Origin of the sequence: Mesorhizobium sp. GbtcB19, assembly GCF_019091085.1 — a bacterium.
In the GTDB taxonomy this organism is placed as follows: Bacteria; Pseudomonadota; Alphaproteobacteria; order Rhizobiales; family Rhizobiaceae; genus Mesorhizobium.
The window spans coordinates 229,194-250,245 of sequence record NZ_JAGXJY010000006.1; the positions used below are offsets into that span (position 1 = coordinate 229,194).

15 protein-coding genes are annotated in these 21,052 nt (G+C 62.3%); 5 read left to right on the top strand and 10 right to left on the bottom strand.

Features of this window, described 5'->3' with window-relative positions; translation table 11 throughout:
- Positions 1 to 452 precede the first annotated feature (452 nt).
- Positions 453 to 2,792 carry a glycosyltransferase gene (locus KVT37_RS13780; protein WP_217573732.1) on the top strand — a complete coding sequence of 780 codons (2,340 nt, stop codon included), beginning with the start codon at positions 453 to 455 and terminating at the stop codon, positions 2,790 to 2,792.
- Positions 2,789 to 3,934: a glycosyltransferase gene (locus KVT37_RS13785; RefSeq protein WP_217573734.1), complete on the top strand. Its 1,146-nt coding sequence runs from the start codon at positions 2,789 to 2,791 to the stop codon at positions 3,932 to 3,934. The genes KVT37_RS13780 and KVT37_RS13785 overlap by 4 nt, the downstream gene beginning before the upstream one ends.
- A 125-nt stretch (positions 3,935 to 4,059) precedes the next feature.
- On the opposite strand, the gene KVT37_RS13790 is transcribed toward KVT37_RS13785, so the two are convergent.
- Positions 4,060 to 5,766, bottom strand: coding sequence for an FkbM family methyltransferase (locus KVT37_RS13790; RefSeq protein WP_217573736.1), 1,707 nt, complete (start codon positions 5,764 to 5,766; stop codon positions 4,060 to 4,062).
- A 340-nt stretch (positions 5,767 to 6,106) separates the two neighbouring features.
- On the opposite strand from KVT37_RS13790, the gene KVT37_RS13795 reads away from it, so the two are divergent.
- Positions 6,107 to 7,660, top strand: a complete 1,554-nt coding sequence (locus KVT37_RS13795; protein ID WP_217573738.1) for a glycosyltransferase — start codon at positions 6,107 to 6,109, stop codon at positions 7,658 to 7,660.
- 82 nt (positions 7,661 to 7,742) lie between these two features.
- On the opposite strand, the gene KVT37_RS13800 is transcribed toward KVT37_RS13795, so the two are convergent.
- From KVT37_RS13800 to KVT37_RS13810, 3 genes are all read right to left on the bottom strand, one after another.
- Positions 7,743 to 8,531, bottom strand: a complete 789-nt coding sequence (locus KVT37_RS13800) for a hypothetical protein (protein WP_217573740.1) — start codon at positions 8,529 to 8,531, stop codon at positions 7,743 to 7,745.
- A gap of 263 nt (positions 8,532 to 8,794) precedes the next feature.
- Entirely contained in the window at positions 8,795 to 9,535 is a 741-nt protein-coding gene (locus KVT37_RS13805; RefSeq protein ID WP_217573742.1) for an ABC transporter ATP-binding protein, read from the bottom strand.
- 8 nt (positions 9,536 to 9,543) lie between these two features.
- Positions 9,544 to 10,353 (bottom strand): ABC transporter permease, encoded by an 810-nt coding sequence (locus KVT37_RS13810; protein ID WP_217573744.1) that lies wholly within the window; start codon positions 10,351 to 10,353, stop codon positions 9,544 to 9,546.
- Between the two features lie 285 nt (positions 10,354 to 10,638).
- Between KVT37_RS13810 and KVT37_RS13815 the strand changes: the two genes are divergently transcribed.
- The gene (locus KVT37_RS13815) at positions 10,639 to 11,406 is read left to right on the top strand and encodes a sulfotransferase family 2 domain-containing protein (RefSeq protein WP_217573746.1); all 768 of its coding nucleotides are present in this window, start codon (positions 10,639 to 10,641) and stop codon (positions 11,404 to 11,406) included.
- 43 nt (positions 11,407 to 11,449) lie between these two features.
- On the opposite strand, the gene KVT37_RS13820 is transcribed toward KVT37_RS13815, so the two are convergent.
- From KVT37_RS13820 to KVT37_RS13845, 6 genes are all read right to left on the bottom strand, one after another.
- The gene (locus tag KVT37_RS13820) at positions 11,450 to 12,694 is read right to left on the bottom strand and encodes a class I SAM-dependent methyltransferase (RefSeq protein ID WP_217573748.1); all 1,245 of its coding nucleotides are present in this window, start codon (positions 12,692 to 12,694) and stop codon (positions 11,450 to 11,452) included.
- 42 nt (positions 12,695 to 12,736) lie between these two features.
- Positions 12,737 to 13,711 (bottom strand): NAD-dependent epimerase/dehydratase family protein, encoded by a 975-nt coding sequence (locus tag KVT37_RS13825; protein WP_217573750.1) that lies wholly within the window; start codon positions 13,709 to 13,711, stop codon positions 12,737 to 12,739.
- 77 nt (positions 13,712 to 13,788) lie between these two features.
- Entirely contained in the window at positions 13,789 to 14,772 is a 984-nt protein-coding gene (gene gmd / locus KVT37_RS13830; protein WP_217573752.1) for a GDP-mannose 4,6-dehydratase, read from the bottom strand.
- An 83-nt stretch (positions 14,773 to 14,855) separates the two neighbouring features.
- Positions 14,856 to 16,271: a mannose-1-phosphate guanylyltransferase/mannose-6-phosphate isomerase gene (locus KVT37_RS13835; RefSeq protein ID WP_217573754.1), complete on the bottom strand. Its 1,416-nt coding sequence runs from the start codon at positions 16,269 to 16,271 to the stop codon at positions 14,856 to 14,858.
- A complete protein-coding gene (locus KVT37_RS13840; protein WP_217573756.1) occupies positions 16,268 to 17,695 on the bottom strand; it encodes a phosphomannomutase in 1,428 nt (475 codons plus the stop codon). Before KVT37_RS13840 ends, KVT37_RS13835 begins: the two co-directional genes overlap by 4 nt.
- A 91-nt stretch (positions 17,696 to 17,786) precedes the next feature.
- Positions 17,787 to 18,131, bottom strand: a complete 345-nt coding sequence (locus KVT37_RS13845; RefSeq protein ID WP_217573758.1) for a VOC family protein — start codon at positions 18,129 to 18,131, stop codon at positions 17,787 to 17,789.
- Positions 18,132 to 18,347: 216 nt separating this feature from the next.
- On the opposite strand from KVT37_RS13845, the gene ppdK reads away from it, so the two are divergent.
- Positions 18,348 to 21,032 carry a pyruvate, phosphate dikinase gene (gene ppdK / locus KVT37_RS13850; RefSeq protein ID WP_217573760.1) on the top strand — a complete coding sequence of 895 codons (2,685 nt, stop codon included), beginning with the start codon at positions 18,348 to 18,350 and terminating at the stop codon, positions 21,030 to 21,032.
- The last annotated feature ends 20 nt before the right edge of the window (positions 21,033 to 21,052 follow it).

A 21,052-nucleotide genomic window follows, 5' to 3' on the forward strand; every position in this document is an offset into this window, starting at 1 on the left:
AGTCCTCGTTGCCGATCGAAAACCAATGGTCAAAAACACCTGCCTCCTGCCCGCTCCCGACCCGGCACCCGATGGAATGGCGACAGGCACAGGTTATGAAGATCTTTGGGATGTGCGAAAAATAATCTTGGCGGTCCCATCCATATATGAGGTGACGGCGTCGATCGTTTCAACACCTCGAAAAGATTTCGCCACATAGCGCGGCGATTTGCGACTTGGCAACTGTTTGCCGGCCGCGGGGCGTTAATTAAGAATGTGCTGATAAATCAATAAATTCTTATGCGCGGCTTCGCCTTCTGCACGTTGCCATAGGTGGGTTATTCGCCACCCGCTTCCGACGCCGGCGGCCGCGTCCGGTGGCAAAACGTGCTACCTGTTGTCAACGCGTGTTTCTCCCTTGCCATTTTGCATTCCCGATGCGTAGGAAGCTGGTGCTCCAGGATCGGGAAGGCATGGTCGACTGCGACATCGTATTTGACATGAGATGCCTGCAGGATCCGTCCTACAAGGATCGTGGCGTCGGCAAGCTTTCCGCGAATCTGGTCCGCAATGTAGGTAGCCTTCGCACGAAAATCGAAACATCGACCCTCGGGCTGATCGATCCGCGTTTGCCGCCTTTGGAGGACCGGTTCCTTCGCCTGGTCGACCGGATCCAGGGTAACGCTTATCTTGACGTCAAGAGGCGTTCGACGGTGTTTGTCGAACTATCGCCGATGACTCACGACCCGTTGTTCCCGGGCCGCATCGTCAATGACCCCGACATCCTCAAGCTTGCGATCGTTTACGACTTCATCCCCCTGATGAAGCCGGAACGCTATCTGCCGACCGCCTCCGATCGGCTCGACTATCACACGCAGCTCATCTGGCTGTCTCGCCACGATCATTTTTTCCCTATTTCGCAATACACGGCGGATGAGCTCCGACGCATCCTCAATGTGGAATCCCGGCACATTACGAATACCGGAGCCCCGATAGGCAACGCCTTCGAGCGCGTCGACGGTTTCGGGCAATGGGGAGGATCCTCCGAACGCTATGTTCTTGCGAGCGGCGGGGCCGAGCCGCGCAAAAACATCGAGTGCCCGATGCTTGCTCACGCGGGAAGCCGCGCGATGCAGGACGCCGGTGTTCAGCTCGTGGTCACCGGAAACTATCCGCTTGGATGGCAGGCAAGCTTGCGCGATCTCTATGTCGCCAATGGCGGCAAATCGGAGCTTTTGATTTTTCCGGGTTTTGTCGACGAAGATGAACTTGTAGCCATCTATCGCAGCGCCCGGTGCGCGGTCGTCGCGGCGCAGATGGAAGGGTTCTCGATGCCGGTCGTGGAGGCGATGGCGGCGGGCACGCCGGTGCTCGCGTCTTCCATACCCGCCCACAAGGAACTGGTTGGCCGCAACGATTTGATGTTTTCTCCCGAAGACGTCGAAGCCGTCAGGAGCAAGGTCGAGGCGCTTGTGCTGGACCCTGCGAGGCGGGCGGAAGTCGTCGGCGACCAGTCGACGCGTTGGCAGCGATTTCGAGCCGATAAGATTGCCGGCGATTTCTGGGCGAAGGTGAGCGATCTGGTAGCGCAGCGCCAACCAAAGCGAAGCGCCATCCTCAGGGGCGCGCGGCCACGGATTGCATTTCTCAGCCCCATGCCGCCCGATCAATCCGGCGTTGCCGATTATTCTGCCGCGACCATCAGCGAACTCGGGAAGTTGGCCGATGTCCATGTCTTTTCAAAGCACATATGCGCGGCGATGCCCGACGGCGCTGCATCGGTCCAGCAGATCACCGCCCTGCCGTGCCTGTCGTCGGGCTTTGATCGGGTGATTGGAGTTGTAGGGAACTCGCATTTTCACCTGGAGGTGTTCCAGCTCCTTGAAAGATATGGCGGAGCCTGCATCGAGCACGACAACCGCCTGCTTGGCTTCTATAGAATTCTCCTCGGCTCGCAGCGTGCCCGCTCGCTTGCGGAGCGCGAGCTCCGACGGCCTGTGACGGAGGAGGAAATCGCCTCATGGCTGCAGGACGAGTCGCGGCTCAAGGCCACGTTTCTCGGAGAGATCGCCGAATGGGCTTCGCCGATGTTCGTGCACTCGCGCGTGACAGCCCGGATCGTTCGGGAGCGCTTTGCAAAAGAGGCGATTTATTTGCCTTTTTCGATCTATCGACAGTGGGAGATCGATCCCACCGATCGCGAGCTTAAACTCGCCGCCAGAACGAGGCTCGGCATCGGTTCGAAGGAATTCGCAGTCGTATCCCTGGGGCTCGTTCATTCCAACAAAGCGGTCGAGGAGTGTATCTGGGCCGTCGACCTTCTGCGCAGCTGGCAGATACCAGCGAAGCTCTATCTCGTCGGTGGATTTGCCGATGACGAAGGCCGGTTCAGGAATTTGGTGTCCTACCTCGATCTGGCGGACCATGTATCCTTCTCATCGGGGTTTGTCGGCGAGGCGCAGTATCGCGACTATTTGCTCGCCGCCGACGCGGCGGTGCAATTGCGGACGCACTTCTTCGGAGGGCTCTCCGGAGCGCTGCTTGACTGCATAGCCGTTGGCTTGCCGACCGTCGCGAACGAAGACCTGGCGGTGGCGATGGAGGCGCCGCCATATGTCTCTCCCGTGCCCGATCACCCAAGTCCCGTCCTTATCGCGGAGTCGCTTGCCGAGATTCTTGGGAGAGGCGCCGATCGGTCTCAATTCGATCAGCCACGGCGACACTATTGCGAAGCGCATAGTTTCGAAAATTACGCGCGCAAGCTGTGTGAGGGACTAGGTCTCGAAATCGACGCCGGTCGGCGAAGCCCATGAGCGAGGCACGATTGCCACCAGCCCCGATCTTTATCGATTTGACCGAACTGACGACCCACCCGTTGCGCACCGGGATCCAGCGGGTGGAGCGCGAGATTTTACGCCGCTGGCGAGGCCCAAGGCCGCTCGTGCCGTGCCGCTTCGATGCCGAGAAGCTGCGGTTCTGTGCACTGCCAGACGCGGTGGTGGAAATACTGACGCAAGACGGCAATCACACCGTGGACGATGACAAGGAGCGGCTCCGTACGCATCTTGAAAAGGGGACGCCGATCTCGCAGGGCGATATCGATGCGGGCCTGCACAATCCCGAAGTCTTTTACGAGCAGCGGCGGGCCGAGGCATACAGGGCTCTGTGCCGCGACGGCACCGCTTCGGTCAGTTGGCTCGTCTATGATTTCCTGCCCTTTCTTCATCCGCAGGGCTGGGAGCCGCGGACGACGGAGCGGCTGATGCATTACGTGCGCACGCTTCGTGAAATACCGCGCGCTGCCTTCATCAGCGAACAGACCCGCAATGACTACCTGCACCGTGTCATCCGCGATGCCGGGCGCGCAGGCCCGGTGATCCCGCTTGGAGGCGACGGCGTTGCTCTGTCCCGCCAGGAATTCGATCCGCGCCGGCGGATGTTCACCTATGTGGGGACGATCGAGCCCAGGAAGAACGTCGCCGACATCCTCGAAGCCTTCGAGATGCTTTGGCGGCAGGACGTCGACGTCGAATTGACCGTCATCGGCCGGATGGAAATCCGATCGACACGCGAGCCACCGATCCTGGATCGCCTCAAGGCCGAGCCTCGGTTCAGCTATCTTGGCCACGCGAGCGACGACGCGATCAGGCAAGCCCTGCAAAGAACCAGGGCAACCCTGTTTGTCAGTTCATTGGAAGGCTTTGGCATTCCGCCTTACGAAAGTCTGGCGAGCGGCATTCCGGTTGTCGCGTCCGCGAACCTGCCGAGCCTCGACCTGTTGCCGGCGGGCGGACGCGTCATCTTGGGCGAGATAAGCCCCACGGCGATCGCGGGCGCCGTGCTCCAGCTGCTGGATGATTCATTCGCCGAAAGGCTCTGGGGTGAGGTGACCAGCCTGCGGATACCGACCTGGGACGGGTTCGTGCAAGGGCTCGCGCGGTGGCTGCACGATTAGAGCAATTCCAGGAAAAGTGAGTAACGGTTTTCCGTCCGGAATTGCGTAGAAACAAATACTGAGAGCAATTCCAGGAAAAGTGAGTAACGGTTTTCCGTCCGGAATTGCGTCAAAACGCAGTAAGATCAGCGCTCCCGCGACACGTTCGATGCTATCGTGAGGGCGAGCGTTTCCAGGCTTCTCACCAGCTGGGCCTGCTCCTGCCGCAACGCCTTCACGTCATCCGACAGAGGTTGACTTTCCAGGCTTCTCGCGATCTGGGCCTGCTCCTGTCGCAACCCTCGCATGTCGTCCGAGAGCGACTGATTTTGCGAGCTCCTGGCGAGCTCGGCTTGCCCCTGTCGCAACAGCTCGATCTCGCCGGAGCGGGCGCGGATGAGGGTTTCGTTCGAGTGGTCGAAACGCTCGAAGATGGGCTGCAACAGAAATGTTCTGACGCGCCACATTGCCGGCCGCACGATGGGCCTGAACAGAGCTTTATAGACGCCGAAAACGCCCTTCTTCACGACCAGGCGCAAGCCGCCCGGAGCCGGATTGGGCGGCGGCGACATGCCAGTCGGCATGACGGCGGAGCCCGGTGCCGGAGAAGAACGGGTGGAATTGTCGCGGCGGACAACATTGTGAACCCGGCGAACATGCCGCGCCAATGGCAGCACCGACCTTAAAGCTCGCGGACCATCGTCATCGCGAAGTTCAAGGACAAGACGATCGTAACGTGCGGCGCGGGAGGCCGCCAATGCGAGGGAGCCACGTTGCTGGGCAAGCTGCTCGGACAGTGCTGCGGCATTAGCGGCAAACCGCCTGCCTTCGGCCTGCTCCTGTGCAAGTTGTTCGGACAGTGCAGCCACGACGGCCGTCAACTGTCCGGCTTCGGCATGCGCCTGGTCTCGCTGTTGCATGAGCCGCTCGGACATCGCTGCCGTGTCGGCCGCCAGGCGCTTGGCTTCAGCCTGCGCCAGTTCCCGGTCTTGGGTAAGTTGCGTCGACAGCGATGCCATGCGGGCTGCCAGACGCTTGCGTTTGGATTCGCCCCGGTCGATTGCGGCGGTGAGATCGGTCGATCGTTTTTGGATCTCCGCGCTCTTTTGCTGCAGAGCCTCCTGCTCCGCGATGATTTGGCTGCGTTCAGCTGTCAGCTCGGCCACTGCCGTATCGGAACGCCATTGCTCGAACGGAACATAGTTGTCGAGAACATTCACCGGCGCCTCGAAGTGGCGGAGCAATCCTTCATTCTCGGCCCTGACATAGAAGACGTTGATGCCGTCGAAATATGCGCGCAGGAACCCGTTTGCGAGCAGAACGGGTTCCCAATTCTGGTTGACGAGGTCGTTCGACCATGGCGCGGTTGCTTCAATCACCAGGACCTGCGGTCGGACCGATTTCCAATTCGCGGCTCCAATGATTGCGGCCTCGGACCCCTCCGCATCGATCTTCAGAAAGTTGATCTCTTGTCCGGAGGCATGCTGGGCGATGAGGCTGTCCAGCGTTACGGCCCGGACCTGAAACGTCCTGCCTTCGCCATCTGCCGCGACCGGCCCTTCGGTCACTTTGGACATGCCTGGATCGGATGAATTTTCGAAGAAATCGACGTCGCCGTCGCGATCTATGACCACGGCTCTCACATTTATGTCGCGCGGCCGTTCACGCGCCAACTCGTCGAACACCGCTCCGGGTTCGACATTTATGCCGGACCATCCGCGGTCGTAGAAGGTCTTGGTGACGGACCCCATCGTCGGATGGTAGGCGCCGATGTCGATATAGAAACCGGTCGCCGCATCTTTGAAAACGCGATCGAGCAGAACGTCTTCACGATTTTGCGCGTAGCTGATCATTGTAAGCGCGGCGTCGGGAGGTGCTGCCTCAACGCCCTTGGCTTGTTCGTGCCTTGCATTTCGAATCGAAGAACTCCGTTGATCTCGCAATTTGGTTGTCTACCTTAGCAGAGGCTGTTGACCTCGGTTGCGAAACCCCCAACCGCAATATGCCGGTATTCTCCCCGCTGGCAACCGCCGGCGCGGTACGCAAGTCCAGCTTTTGCGCTTGGCCGGTTGGGCGCCAGCTGGCGCAAGAGCCGAGCCGAGGAATTCGGCGATCCAAAAGAGCGCCGATAAATTATAGGGTTGGCGCATCGCCTGGGTGCGGACAGTTCACCGTAGGGAGCCTTGCCGATCCATGATCTTCGAACGGCCGCTGACGGTCCTCATCGCCAACATCTATCTGACCGGACGGTCGGGAACCGAGATCGTCACGCGCGAAGTCGCCTTCGCGCTGCGGCGCGCCGGGCACAGGCCGATCGTCTACGCCCCCGGGCTGGGACCGATCGCTGAAGAGATTCAGGCTCGCGGCATACCGGTCACCGACGACATCTCGACCATCGCCGCGGATGTCGACATCGTCCATGGCAACCACAATCAGGTCACCGCCATTGCCGCGGCGCGTTTCCCGAACGCTCCGGCGCTTTATTTCGCGCATGATTTCGCCGCCTGGCACAGCGCGCCGCCGTTTCTCGCCAATATCTCGAAATACGTCGCCGTCGACGACACGGTCGCCGAGCGGCTGCAATTCGAGGCCGGCATTCCGGCGCAGCGTATCGTCACGCTGCTCAATGCCGTCGATACCGATCGTTTCGTGCTCGGCCCGCCGCTGCCTAAGCGCCCGCGCCGGGCTTTGGCCTTCGCCAAGAACGTGCAGCACCTCCATGCCGTGCGTACCGCGTGCGAACGGCACGGCATCGCGCTGGACGTGGCGGGGGTCATCACAGGCAATCTCGTGGCGGAGCCCGAGAATCTGCTGCCGCAATACGACCTTCTCTTCACTTCCGCCCTCAGTGCCCTCGAAGCGATGGCATGCGGGCGCGCCGTTGTCGTTTGCGACGGCCGCGGCCTTGCCGGAATGGCCCGCTCCGACAATTGGGATGCATGGCGGCGGCGCAATTTCGGGTTGGGAGTGTTGCAGCAGCGCCTGTCGCCGGATGCGATCTCGGCCGAGATCGAACGCTATGACGCCGTCGACGCCGCCGAGGTGACGAGGAGGACGCGCCAGGATGCGGGAATGCCGCAATGGCTGGACGCTTGCCTGTCGCTCTATGACGAAGCGATCAGGCAACACCGGGCCGCGCCTCCGGACATGCCCGATATGAACCTCTCGCTGGCCCGTCATATGCAGATATGGCTGCCGAAACCTGGACCGATCTGGCCCTGGATGACGGAGCGCGAGGATCTGCTGGCACGGTTGGCGCAGCCGGTCGAACCTGTCCCGGTCGAGCTCAAGCCGGTGAAGTTGGACGAGCCGGTGTCGTTGGCGCTGGCCGACGATCCGCAAAGCATGGTGCGCCTGACGGGCTTCTCGACGGTCGAGCACTGGGGCGCCTGGACGGACGGTGAGCTGGCGACGGTCGAATGCAAGATCGTCTCCTCGACCTTTGCCCCGGCTGCGCTCAGGCTGAGCCTTGTGCCATTTCTTTATGGCGATCACACGGAAGTCGCCGTCGAGCTTTTCGTCAACGGCGTGAAGATCGAGCGACGGGTTTTCCGGCCGGTTGTCGGCAGTGCGCCGGTTTCTGAAGCGCGGGACTGGCTGGTGGCGTTGCCGCCCGAAGCCACGCCAGGCTCGAGCCTTACCATCGGCTTTCGCATCGAGAACCCGAGAAGTCCGCGGCAGCTCGGCCTGTCGAGCGACGGACGGCGGCTCGGGCTGGGGCTGTGTCAGATCGAACTCAAACGATGAGGCGCTTTGGCCAGGGCAAATCCAGGAAAAGTGTGAGCGGTTTTCCGTCCGGAATTGCGTAAAAACAAGGAGCTAGGGTATTTCACCATTTCCATGAACCTAGCTGTCTGGCGATCGGCTCGACATGGTCCCTGAAACGCAGCACCGTCTTGTAGTAGCCGCTCTTTACCCGCTGCTCGCCCCAGCGCTCATAGGCCGGCGGCTGCTCGCAACAGTCTGAGATATCGAGCAGATAGTCCACTGGGGTAAGGCGCTCGACGCCGAAGCTCGTCATGCCATGCGCCGCGCGCAGCCGGTCAGCCTCCTCGGTCAATTCGGGATAATTGTCGACGGCCCTGAGCTTGCGATCGAGGGCAACGGCGTCGAGATGGAGTTCTATTCCGCCTCGCGTCTGGCGCTCCAGCGTGGCGGCTTCAAGCGGAAACTCGAGATTGGGCAGATCGCGGCCATTCCGGCCGCGCAGCGTCGCCAGCGCTGCATTGACGAGCAGCCGGCAGACATCGTGTCCCGGATTGAACCCTTCGACGGCATCGGCGGCGACATAGTCGATCTCCCCATCGGCGAAGATCGTGGCGATTTCGTCGGCAAGCGCCCTGAAGGTCTCCATTTCGCCAGCCAGAATGGCGCGATAGAGCTCCCGGTCCGGCATCTTGCCGAAGAAATTCACCGATGGGGACGCGCCCGCGCCGGCCAAAACCGCCGCTGTGCGGTCGAGCCGGCCGGTGCCGAGATGGCCCGAGCCGTCGGTCAGCACCAGGACGAGCGGTCTGGCGTTTTCCATCCAGTGGTGGACCCGCAATTCATGCCCTGGATGGGCTACGACCAGCGCCGCCTTCCGGTTCCGCCACCAACCTTGTTCGCTGCCAGCCATGAATGCGCCTCGCGCCGGTTAGAGCAATTCCAGGAAGTGCGCAGTGGTTTCCAACCGGAATTGCGCAAAAACCAAGAGTTAGTGCAGGTCGACGATGCTATCGGTGGCTGAACTACTCTAATGAATGCATCGGCACGACTGGCCCATCGATCGGACCTGACATCGATGCTTGCTTTTGTTGCAATTCGTTCGTGGCAAAGGAGTTCCACGACATCCCCCTTGTCCACACTAACCGAAATCGGCCCGGCGTCGGTAAAAAATTCTCAGCCGAAATAGGCTGGCAGAACGTCGTTGGCAGGCCCGTCCATCCGCACGCGGCCATGATCCATCCACAGAATGCGGTTGCAATTCTTCTGCAACAGTTCGCGCGAGTGGCTGGCAAGGACAAGGATCTTGGTCGTGCTGACGATCTCGCGCAGCCGCTTGTCGGCCTTGTGCTTGAAATCCTCGTCGCCGGTCGACAGCCATTCGTCCATGACCAGTATTTCCGGCCGGATCGCCGTCGATGTCGAGAATGCCAGGCGCAACTGCATGCCTGACGAATAGGTCCGGAACGGCATGTCGAGAAAATCGCCAAGTCCGCTGAACTCGGCGATTTCGTCGAACTGCTTGCGCAACTCGTCCGGACGCATGCCCATCATCGCCGCGCGGAGCCGGATATTCTCGCGGCCGGTTGCCTCCGGATCGATGCCCAGCGAGATGTTGATGAGGGACACGCAATCGCCGTCGATCGCAGCGGATCCGCTGGTCGGCCTGTAGATGCCTGACAGCACGCGAAGCAGCGTCGTTTTGCCGGAGCCGTTGTGACCGACAAGGCCGATCCGATCGCCCTCCTTGATGGCGCAACTCACGTCCTCGAGGCCGCGCACGATGACATGGCCGTCCGTGCGACGGTCGATCGCGCCACCTGTCGCGACACTGAGGACCCTGTTCTTGAGCGAGCGGCTCGCCGCGTTGAACACCGGGAATTCGACCGAGACGCCGGCCAGTGTGATGGAAGCCATGGGAGTGCTCAGAGCCAATAGGGAACGCGATGACGATAACGGCTGAAGAGCAGCAGCGCCGCCGTCCAGCCGACGACGGCAAACCCGACGCATGCCATCCAGTTGGTTGCTGAGGGCACGTCACCCAGCAGCGGATCCCGCACGACACTGATCAGATGGTAAAAGGGGTTGAGATCCAGCAGCAGCCGCGAAATGCCTTCGGGCAGCGTTTTGGGCATCCACATCACCGGGGTCAGGTACAAGATGACCTGCAGCATATTCTGCACCACTTGCGTCATGTCGCGGTAACGGGCGCAGAGCACGGCCAGGGTCAGCATGATCCAAAGCAGGTTCAGCGTCAAAATGACGAAGCCGGGCAGCGCCAGGAAAATATCCCATGTCGGCATGCGCCCGACGGACAGCAGGACGAGGGGATAGATCAGGATGTTGTGGCCGAGGATAATGGCGTTGCGGTACAGCGTCCTGAGTACATGGGTGAACAGCGGCATGCGCACCTGAAGGATAATGCCCTCGGCGCCGATGAAGGCGGTGCAGCCTTCGTTGATCGACGTCGAAATGAAACCCCAGAAGATCAGGCTGACGCAAATATAGGGCAGATACTCGTGCATCGGCGTGCGGAAGAGCGTGCCGAAGACGAACCCGAGCGCGCCGATCAGGACGCCCATGTTGATCGTCAGCCAGAACGCTCCGACCCGCGAGCGGCGATAGCGTTGGGCCACGTCCTGCCAACTGAAAGTCGTCGCAAGGTGGTGTTTCAGGAGCGCAGCGCCGATATCGGCGAATGCGTCTGCAACGAAGCCTGTTCTGGTCGGCAGCATGTATCCCGTTCGTTTGTTCTGCCCAGGCCCGACTGTGCGAAAGGTGCGATACATTATTGGCTTGGCGACATCAAGTTTGATGAGCCGTCTTTCCGGCCGGATTGTGCCGAGCGCTTTGCGCGCGACGAAATTGCACAGCGCATTTGACGGAAGTGTTGCCTACGACTTCCACCGGGAAGGGCGACAAATGCCGCTCATGTCTCGCAACCATACCCGCGATCGCGCGGCGTCCGGCATGGCAAGGCGCACGGGGAAAATGCTTTGATACCTTCTGTCAAGCGGCTCATGGACTGGAAGGACAGGCGGGTCCGCGCGCGGGACTGCCCGATTTATTTCCAGCACATTCCTAAAACGGCCGGCGTCTCGGTCAGGACATGGCTGCATTCGCACTACGCCGACCGCCTTTGTCCTGCGTGGCTCGCGGACGATCTGGTGAGGTCGACGCCGGAGATGTTGCGCAACTACCAGGCTTTCGCGGGTCACTTTCACAGCTATCTCGAGCAGTATCTTGGTCGCGATCTTGTGACGGTCACCGTCCTGCGGGAGCCGGTGGCCAGAACGCGCTCGCATTGGCAGCATGTTCGCCGCGCGCCCGAGCACCCGCACCACCTTCGGGTCCTGGGCCAGACCTTCACCGACTTTGTGATGGACGACCTCAATCGGGTCATGATCGAGGATTACCAGGCCCGGTACCTTATGAAGCTGCCGCTTAGCCTGAGCGTTATGGCAAGGCGATATTCCGAGGCCGATCCCGCGCTGCCTGTCCTGTCGGAAGCACTGGAGCAAACCTCGCTGCCGCTGCTCAAGCCGGAATTGTTGAAAGGCGCCAGAACGGCGCTCAAAAGCATGTCGGTGGTCGGGGTCACCGACCGCCTCCATGATTTCCTGGCCCGAGTGGCCAGGGTGGCAAATGTCCCTCCACCTGAGGCTCAGGCGGTGCCACGGGCAAACGCCTCCGAACAGCCCGATGTCGAGGAACTCTCGCCCTCGGCCCTTCGGAAGCTGCACGACCTCACGCAAATCGACCGCGAAATCTATAACGCGGCCATTTGATTTGCCGGCGGCCGGTTGGCGAAGCTTTTTTCCCGAGGCCGCTTTAGATGATCTCGATCTCCGGGAACGGGAAGATGAACTTGCCGCCGTCCGCGAGATATTCGCGTTCGCGGCGCAGGATGCCGTCTTTGAAATGCCAGGGCAGGACCAGAAAATAGTCCGGCTTCATCGCCCGCGCTTCCGCCTCGGAAATGATCGGTATGTGCGTTCCCGGCGTCATGCGGCCGAATTTTTCCGGGTTGACCTCGGCGATGGCCGGGATTTCGGCGGCGGTGAAGTTGCAAAATTGCAGGACGACATTGCCCTTGGTGGAGGCGCCGTAACCCAGCACCTTCTTGCCGTCGGCGACCAGTGCCTGAATGAGGCGCGACAGGTCCTGCCGGTGCCTGAACACGCGCTCCTCGAAGTCGCGGAACGGCCGCGGCGTCGACAGCCCCATGCGGTCCTCCTGCTCGAGCAGCCAATCGATGACCGCCCGATCGGGCTTGACGCTTTGGTTGGCTTTGTGGGCCGCGGTGACGGCGAAGCTGCCGCCATTGATGTTGTTCATGACGACATTGACGATCTTCAGCCCGGCCGCCTCCAGGATCTTCGCCACGACTCCCAGGGAATAATATTCGACATGCTCGTGACAGATCGTGTCGTAGGAGTTCAGCCGCAGCATCGACGGCATGTAGCTCTGTTCGAAATGCCAGATGCCGTCCTCGGCGAGCACCTCGGCCACCTGACGGGCGAAGGCGATGGGGTCTTCAAGATCGTAGAACATGGCGATGGACGTCACGATCTTCGCTCGCTTCTGGCTGGCGCCGCGATAGGCCTCGGCCGAGAAGAAGTCCGGCACCAGCTTCACGTCGTCCGGATAATACTGCGCGAACTTCTTGGCCGTCGGATCGATGCCCACGCGCGTCAGCCCGGCAATGGAATAGGCCTTGAGCGTCGTGCAGTCGTTGCTGCCGATATCGAGCACGACGTCGCCGGCGCGCGGAGAAGCGAGCCGCTCCAGGAACCGGACCTTGTGCGTCAGGTGATCGACCATCGACTGGTTCAGGCCCGAGCGATAGCCGTAATTGTCGCCATACATCTCGCTCGGCTCATAGGAGTGCTTCAACTGCAAAAGCCCGCTCGAGGGGGACCAGACCAGTTCGAGCGGTCCCTTTGTCACCGGCTCTGCCGCGGATTTCGGGAACACACCCGTGAGCGCCTGCTCACCTAGATTGAGGACAGAGACGAGATCCTTTTCCTTGCCGACACGGCAGGCCTCGATGGCGTGATATCTTACCTCGGTCATGATTTTCCGTACTCTCGGTTGGTGTTGGAAGGGTGGCCTTGCTCACGCCTTGGCCACACGTGCGCGGCAATCCCTCAGAACCGCCGCAAGCGTATCTTCGAACGGATGCTCGGGCGCCCAGCCAAGTTGGGTCCGGGCGCGGGTTGCGTCGCCCACGATGGATGGCAGATCGCTCGGCCGCAGCCGCAAGGGGTCCTGCTCGGTGACGATCTTGGCGCTGCTTTGCGCCAGCAGGAGATCGAGAATGTCGCCCATCCGCCAGGAAATGCCGGATGCGACGTTGAAAATGGTGTTCGGCGCAAGACCGCTGCTGGCCGAGACCACGCGCGCATAGGCGTTGGCGATGTCGCGCGCGTCGAGGAAATCGCGCCTTGCGTCGAGATTGCCGACGCGGATGACCGGCGCGGCCAGGCCCGCTTCGATCCGCGCGATCTGCATGGCGAAGGCCGGCACGGCGAATGCCTCTGTCTGGCCCGGTCCCGTATGGTTGAAGGGACGCATGCGGAAACACTTCAACCCATGGCGTGCGAGCGCGCCCAGGGCAAGATCGGCCGCGGCCTTGGTTACGGCATAGTCGTCGATCGGAGCAAGCAGCGTGCTTTCGTCGAGCGGCCGTCCGGCCTTCGCGCTTTCGCCATAGACCAGGCCAGATCCGACATGGATCAGCCAGCAGTCCGGAGCCTTGTCGAGGATGGCGTGGGCGACATTGAGCGCGCCTTGCACATGAATGCGCCAGGTGTTTTGCGGGTCAGCCTGGGCGGCGCCAAGCGCTGCGACGGCCGCCAGGTGAATGACATGCGTCGGTCGATGACGGGCAATGGCGTCTTCGACGGCAGTCTTGTCGGTCACGTCCAAGGCGTCGACCTCGCCGAGCACGGGATGCGGACCGCCGTCCTTGGAGGTAGCGGCCACGACGACGTCGTGGCCGCAAATGTTGCGCAGCGCCTCGCAGACATAGGGGCCGACGAACCCTCGCGCTCCGGTGATCAAAACCCGCATGCCGACCTCGCTAACCATGACGCATTGTCCGCATGCGGATGCATGGCGGAACGCGGTGCGTCAAGTCATCGACCAGTGAGTGCAAGAGCTTCCCTTCAACCCCTGGCCGCCGAGTGGCGCACGAGATCGGCATCCACCATTTCGCGGATCATCTCTTCCAGCGAAATCGTCGCTTCCCATCCGAGCTTCGCCTTAGCCTTGGCGGGATTGCCGAGCAGGATCTCGACTTCCGCCGGCCTGAACAGGTCAGGGTCGATGACCAGGTGATCATCCACCTTCAGCCCGACATGCTCGAACGCGATCCTGCACATGTCGCGCACCGTCGTCGTCCTGCCGGTGGCGACCACATAGTCGTCGGGCTGATCCTGCTGCAGCATCAGCCACATGGCGCGCACATAGTCTTTCGAGTGGCCCCAGTCTCGCTTGGCGTCGATGTTGCCCAGCCGCAGTTCCTTGGCCAGGCCCTTCTTGATGCGCGCGACCGCGTCCGTGACTTTGCGGGTCACGAATTCGATGCCGCGAAGCGGCGATTCGTGATTGAACAGGATGCCGCTCGAAGCGTGCAGGCCGAAGCTTTCGCGGTAGTTGACGGTGATCCAGTGACCATAGATCTTGGCCACCGCATAGGGCGAGCGGGGATGGAAAGGCGTGGTCTCCGACTGCATCGGCTCCTGGATGAGGCCGTACATCTCCGACGAAGACGCCTGGTAGAAGCGCGCCGAGGGGATTTCGAGCCGCAGCGCCTCGAGCACGTTGGTGACGCCGATGCCGGTGACGTTGCCCGTCAGGATCGGCTGCTGCCATGAGGATTTGACGAAGGATTGAGCGGCAAGGTTGTAGACCTCGTCCGGCCTGATGTCGCGCATGGTTCGGGTGAGGCCCGACAGGTCCGTCAGGTTGCCATCCACGATCCGCACGTCTTTTTCGATGCCCAGCCACTTCAGCCGGGTGGTGTTGACGTCGGCCGTGCTCGACCGCCGCGCAAGCCCGTGGACCTCATAACCCTTCGAGAGCAGGAGCTCAGCCAGATAAGCGCCGTCCTGCCCGGTAATGCCGGTTATCAATGCTGTCTTTGTCATCAATGCTCTCAGTATGTTTTGATAATGTCTCCCCAAGCCCCTGTTTGTATTTGCCCGCCCCAGCCCTGCGGACCGCTGAATCGCTACGCGCGACCGTATACGTCGTCGAAGCGCACTATGTCATCCTCGCCGAGATAGTCGCCGCTCTGAACCTCGATGATCACCAGGTCGATCTTGCCTGGATTCTCCAGCCTGTGCTTGTGGCCGCAAGGAATGTAGGTCGACTGGTTCGTCGCCAGGAACAGTTCCTCATCGCCGTTGACCACTTTCGCCGAGCCGGAGACCACGACCCAATGCTCCGAACGGTGATGGTGCATTTGCAGGCTGAGCCGCCGCCCTGGCTTGACTTCGATGCGCTTGATCTTGAAGCGGTCGCCTTCCTCCAGAACCGTGTAGGTGCCCCATGGCCGGTGCACGGTCGAGTGGAGCAGATGCGCCTCATGCCCGGAGGCCTTCAGCCCCTCGAACAGTTTCTTGACGTCCTGGACCCGGTCGCGGGATGCTACCAGCAGCGCGTCAGGCGAATCCACGATCACCAGGTCGCTCACGCCGACGGTGCCGATGACGCGCTTGTCCGAGCTGATATAGCTGCCGGCCGTGTCCACCGTGTGGACATCCCCGCGGATCCTGTTCCCGTGGCCATCCGCCGGGGTCAGCTCCGCCATCGCATTCCATGATCCGATGTCGTTCCACGCCATCTCGCAGGGCACCACCGCGAGGTTGCGCGTCTTCTCCATCACCGCATGATCGAGCGAGATGCGCGGCGCGAGCGCGAAATGCTCCGGCGAAAGTTCGACCCTGTCGGAAGCCCCGTTGTTGTTGGCATGTCCGTGCTCATAGCTCGCGGCAACGGCCTCGAGCACCGCAGGGCAATGCGCGGCCATCGCATCGAGCATGGTCTGCGCCGTGAAGCAGAAGATGCCGGCGTTCCAGAAGAAGCGTCCCGACGCAAGGTAAGCCTTGGCCGTGTCGAGGTCCGGTTTCTCCACGAAACGGATGACCTTCTCGCCATCGGCTTCGATATAGCCGAAGGCGGTATCAGGACGGCTTGGCCGGATGCCGAGCGTGGCGATCAGCCCTTGCCGCGCATGCTCGATGGCCCGGCCCATGACATTCGTGAACGCGGGCAGGTCGCCGATCATGTGGTCGGCCGGGAAAATGCACAGAATTGCGTCCGGGCCCTGGGTTGCGTTGGCGTGGACGACGGCGGCCGCCACCGCCGCGGCCGTATCGCGCCCCTCCGGCTCGAGCAGGAAAGTGTGCGGCGGAACTGCCGGCGACAATTCGTCGAAGTCGTCCTTCGTCAGGAAGAGGTGGTCCCTGGAGGTCACCGCGACGAGCTCGGCGACGTCCTTCAGCGAGACGGCCCTGAGCACAGTGTGCTGGATCAGAGAGCGCCCGTCCGCGACCTTGAGGAAAGGTTTCGGGTGCGATTGCCTGGACGCCGGCCACAGCCGCGACCCGGCGCCGCCGCTGATGATGACGGGAACCACTTTCATTGAACGGCCTCTCGCTCGTCTGCCAGTCCCGTGTCCCGCGCCCGTTCCAGCGCTATTGCCACAATTGCCGCCGCCCTGTCACCGCTTGCGGCCTCGGCATAGCAACGAAACTCCGGAGCGTTGCCCGAAGGCCGCAGATGGACGATCTCGCCGCTCGCCATACGCGCCCTGAGACCGTCGGTGACGTCGACGTCGATGACAGTTCCGAAAGGCGCGAGAAACGCCTGCAAGGCATCGCGATCGGTCAGCTGATGCATCAGGCCGCGCGATGTCTCGACCGGGAAATTCTCGAGCCGCTCGCTGGCGCAGACCGGAAGCTTCCAGAGTTCGCGCAGGGCCGACAGGGATTTTCCCGTCGATGCCATGGTGCCCAGCACCGCCAGGATCGGCAAAAAGCAATCGCGCGTCGGCAGCGCCGACACTATCTTGCCGTTCAAGAGGCAGTCCGATCCGAGCAGCACCCCGCCATTGGCCTCGAAGCCGATGATCGTGCCGCCGGCCGGCCGCGCGGCCTCCATGCCGGCTATGACGAAGGGCGAGCCGACCTTCGTTCTCACCACCTTGAAGCCGAAAGCGTCGGAAATGCCGGAGTTCGACGTCACCGGCGTCACCACCGTGTCGGCCTTGACGAACAGGGCCGTGGCCAGCCCGATCAGGTCGCCGCGGAACAGTTCGCCATTTTCGTCGATGACGAGAGGTCGATCGGCATCGGCATCGGCCGAGAGCACGGCGTCGAATTTGAATTCACGCGCCCAGTCTTTCGCCTTCGCCATCGTTTCCTGGCTGACGGCCTCCGTATCGACCGGCACGAAAGCCTCGGTCCTGCCGACCGGGATGACTTCGGCGCCGTAGGATTTGAGCACCTCGACCAGCGGCCCCGCCGCAACGGTGCTGTGCTGGTAGACGCCGAGCCTCATTCCGGAAAGGGCGCCAGGGGGCAGAATGGCTTCGACACGGTCCCGAAAGGCCGCGAGCGCCTGTTCATGGCCGGTCTCCCGGTCGGCATGGGCCGGCGGCCAGGGATATTGGTCCGACAGTTCAGCGACATAAGAGGTGATCGCGGCCTCGTCGGCCTTGTCGATCTCGCCCTTCGGCCCATAGAACTTGATGCCGTTGCGGTCGGCGGGAATATGCGAACCGGTCACCATCAGTGCCGCGCCGCCGTGACGGAGGGCGTAAAAGGCGAGAGCCGGTGTGGGGATCGGGCCGCAATCGACCGGCTCAAAGCCGGATGCGGCCAGTGCCGCCATGCAGTCCTGCGCAATTGCCGGACTGCTGTCGCGCAAGTCACGTCCGACGAAGACCTCGCCCTGCTGAAATCCGGTCGCCCGCAAGCGCCGGGCAAAACCCTCAGTGTAAAGTCCGCTTGGCCTTCCGACCAATTCGGAAGCCAAACCCCGAACGCCGCTTGACCCGAATTTCATCAGTCTGCTTTTGCTGTTGGAAGATCGCCGCTACTTATTGGAGTGAGCCGGGCTGTCAACAGCAAAAAATACCTCGAAATCTGCGCTTTTCCTAATATCCCCACACCGCCAGTTCGTTGCCGGCCGGATCGGTGAAATGAAACCGTCTGCCGCCGGGAAAGGAAAAGATCGGCTTGACGACGGTGCCGCCGGCATTTTCCACCGCGTCCAGCGTTTCTTCGAGATTTTCCGAGTAAAGCACCGGCAGCGGCTTGGCCGGCGCTTCGCCGGCATCGGCCTGGAAGCCGCCGTCGAGCCCTTCGGCAAAGGCCGAATAGGTCGGGCCGTAATCAGTGAACGACCATGAGAAGGCGGCGCTGTAGAAGGATTTGACGCTGTCCAGGATGCCGCCTGTCGCCGGCAGCTCCAGATAGTCGAGTTTTCCGTTGAGTTTCATCACGCTACTCCACTATGTTCCTGTTATGTTCTATATGGCGCCATACCCGTCGGCAAGTCTTTTTGACGCAGCGTTTGCTTAATCGATTTTAGCGGCGGTGCTTGCTTTGCCGGTGCCTTGCCTTTCGCACTGCAGCATCCTATCGCTCGGACCGCGAAGGCGGGGAACCGGGCCAAGGTCCGGATGTTTCTATCTTCCACGAACTGGAGGGCAAGCATGACCAAGTGGGTTTACACCTTCGGCGACGGTGCCGCCGAAGGCCGTGCCGGCGACCGCAATCTTCTCGGCGGCAAGGGCGCCAATCTGGCCGAGATGTGCAGCCTCGGGCTGCCGGTGCCGCCCGGTTTCACCATCACCACCGAAGTCTGCAACGCCTATTACGCCAATGGCCGCTCCTATCCCGGCGCGCTTGAGGCGGCTGTCGTCTCCGCGCTCGACCATATCGGCCAGATCACCGGCCGCCGCTTCGGCGATCCGTCGAAGCTGCTCCTGGTTTCCGTGCGCTCCGGTGCCCGCGCCTCCATGCCCGGGATGATGGATACGGTGCTCAATCTCGGTCTCAACGACGAGACGGTCGAGGCTTTGGCCGCCGATTCCGGCGACGCGCGCTTTGCCTATGACAGCTACCGCCGCTTCATCCAGATGTATTCCGACGTCGTCATGGGCCTCGACCATGAAGTGTTCGAGGAAATCCTCGAAGACGAGAAGGCGAGCCTCGGTCACGAGCTCGACACCGAGCTGACGGCCGCGGAATGGCAGGGCGTGATTTCGCTCTACAAGGCCAAGGTCGAGGAAGAGCTCGGCAAGCCGTTCCCGCAGGATCCGCAGGAGCAGCTCTGGGGCGCGATCGGCGCCGTGTTCTCGAGCTGGATGAACAACCGCGCCATCACCTATCGGCGCCTGCACGATATTCCGGAAAGCTGGGGCACGGCGGTCAACGTCCAGGCCATGGTGTTCGGCAATATGGGCGACACCTCCGCCACCGGCGTCGCCTTCACCCGCAATCCCTCGACCGGCGACAGGCAGCTTTACGGCGAGTTCCTGGTCAACGCGCAGGGCGAGGACGTGGTGGCCGGCATCCGCACGCCGCAGAACATCACCGAGGCGGCGCGCATCGCCGCCGGCTCCGACAAGCCGTCGCTGCAGAAGCTGATGCCCGACGCCTTCCAGGCCTTCGTCGACATCTCCGACCGGCTGGAAAAGCACTACCGCGACATGCAGGACCTCGAATTCACTATCGAGCGCGGCAAATTGTGGATGCTGCAGACCCGCTCCGGCAAGCGCACCGCCAAGGCGGCGCTGAAGATCGCGGTCGAGATGGCGAAGGACGGGCTGATCACCAAGGAAGAGGCGGTCGCCCGCATCGATGCGGCCTCGCTCGACCAGCTGCTGCATCCGACCATCGATCCGAAGGCCGCGCGCGACGTCATCGGCATGGGCTTGCCGGCCTCGCCGGGCGCCGCCACGGGCGAGATCGTCTTTTCGTCCGGCGATGCCGAGGACGCCAGGGCGCAAGGGCGCAAGGTGATCCTGGTGCGCATCGAGACCAGCCCGGAGGACATCCACGGCATGCATGCCGCCGAAGGCATCCTCACCACGCGCGGCGGCATGACCAGCCATGCCGCGGTGGTGGCGCGCGGCATGGGCAAGCCCTGCGTCTCGGGCGCCGGCTCGCTGCGTGTCGACTACAAGGCCGGCACGCTGCTCTCCATGGGCCAGACCTTTCGCAAGGGCGACATCATCACCATCGACGGCGGCAACGGCCAGGTGCTGAAAGGCGCGGTCGCCATGCTGCAGCCCGAGCTCTCCGGCGATTTTGCCGCCATCATGGAATGGGCTGATGCCGCCCGCCGCATGAAGGTGCGCACCAACGCCGAAACCCCGCTCGACGCGCGCATGGCGCGCTCCTTCGGCGCCGAAGGCATCGGCCTATGCCGCACCGAGCACATGTTCTTCGACGGGGCCCGCATCGTCGCAATGCGCGAGATGATCCTGGCCGACACCGAGAAGGACAGGCGCGCGGCCCTCGACAAGCTGCTGCCGATGCAGCGTTCGGACTTCCTCGAACTGTTCGAGATCATGGCCGGCCTGCCGGTGACGATCCGGCTGCTCGACCCGCCGCTGCATGAATTCCTGCCGAAGACCGAGGCCGAGGTCGCCGAGGTGGCGGCCGCCATGAACGTTTCGGCCGACAAGCTCCGCCAGCGCACCGAGGCGCTGCACGAGTTCAACCCGATGCTCGGCCATCGCGGCTGCCGGCTCGCCGTCTCCTATCCGGAGATCGCCGAGATGCAGGCGCGCGCCATCTTCGAAGCGGCGGTCGAGGCCGGCCGCAAGGCCGGCGCGCTGGTGGTGCCGGAAATCATGGTGCCGCTGGTCGGCCTCGTGAAGGAGCTGGAATATGTCAAGGCGCGCATCGACGCGGTGGCGCAAAGCGTCATGCAGGAGACCGGCACCAAGATCGACTACCTGACCGGCACGATGATCGAATTGCCGCGCGCGGCAATTCGCGCCCATGTCATTGCTGAAAAGGCCGAATTCTTCTCCTTCGGCACCAACGATCTGACCCAGACGACCTTCGGCATATCGCGCGACGACGCCGCGTCCTTCCTCGAAACCTATAGGCAGAAAGGCATCATCGAGCAGGATCCGTTCGTGTCGCTCGACATCGACGGCGTCGGCGAACTGGTGCGCATCGCCGCCGAGAAGGGCAAGGCGACGCGGCCCGACATCAAGCTCGGCATCTGCGGCGAACATGGCGGCGACCCGGCATCGATCCGCTTTTGCGAGGAGGTCGGCCTGGACTATGTGTCGTGCTCGCCCTATCGCGTACCGATCGCCAGGCTGGCCGCGGCGCAAGCCGCCGTGGCGGCTGCCAAGGGCAGGGCAAAGCGCGCCTGAACGGCGCGTGCAGCCGCCTT

Bases quoted from the DNA above. Each gene is read 5' to 3' on its own strand.
- KVT37_RS13780 (WP_217573732.1), top strand. From the start codon at position 453: ATGGTCGACTGCGACATCGTATTTGACATGAGATGCCTGCAGGATCCG.
- KVT37_RS13800 (WP_217573740.1), bottom strand. From the start codon at position 8,531: ATGGCTGGCAGCGAACAAGGTTGGTGGCGGAACCGGAAGGCGGCGCTG.
- KVT37_RS13840 (WP_217573756.1), bottom strand. From the start codon at position 17,695: ATGAAATTCGGGTCAAGCGGCGTTCGGGGTTTGGCTTCCGAATTGGTC.
- KVT37_RS13835 (WP_217573754.1), bottom strand. From the start codon at position 16,271: ATGAAAGTGGTTCCCGTCATCATCAGCGGCGGCGCCGGGTCGCGGCTG.
- gmd (WP_217573752.1), bottom strand. From the start codon at position 14,772: ATGACAAAGACAGCATTGATAACCGGCATTACCGGGCAGGACGGCGCT.
- ppdK (WP_217573760.1), top strand. From the start codon at position 18,348: ATGACCAAGTGGGTTTACACCTTCGGCGACGGTGCCGCCGAAGGCCGT.
- KVT37_RS13815 (WP_217573746.1), top strand. From the start codon at position 10,639: ATGGACTGGAAGGACAGGCGGGTCCGCGCGCGGGACTGCCCGATTTAT.
- KVT37_RS13820 (WP_217573748.1), bottom strand. From the start codon at position 12,694: ATGACCGAGGTAAGATATCACGCCATCGAGGCCTGCCGTGTCGGCAAG.
- KVT37_RS13810 (WP_217573744.1), bottom strand. From the start codon at position 10,353: ATGCTGCCGACCAGAACAGGCTTCGTTGCAGACGCATTCGCCGATATC.
- KVT37_RS13845 (WP_217573758.1), bottom strand. From the start codon at position 18,131: ATGAAACTCAACGGAAAACTCGACTATCTGGAGCTGCCGGCGACAGGC.
- KVT37_RS13805 (WP_217573742.1), bottom strand. From the start codon at position 9,535: ATGGCTTCCATCACACTGGCCGGCGTCTCGGTCGAATTCCCGGTGTTC.
- KVT37_RS13790 (WP_217573736.1), bottom strand. From the start codon at position 5,766: ATGATCAGCTACGCGCAAAATCGTGAAGACGTTCTGCTCGATCGCGTT.
- KVT37_RS13785 (WP_217573734.1), top strand. From the start codon at position 2,789: ATGAGCGAGGCACGATTGCCACCAGCCCCGATCTTTATCGATTTGACC.
- KVT37_RS13795 (WP_217573738.1), top strand. From the start codon at position 6,107: ATGATCTTCGAACGGCCGCTGACGGTCCTCATCGCCAACATCTATCTG.
- KVT37_RS13825 (WP_217573750.1), bottom strand. From the start codon at position 13,711: ATGGTTAGCGAGGTCGGCATGCGGGTTTTGATCACCGGAGCGCGAGGG.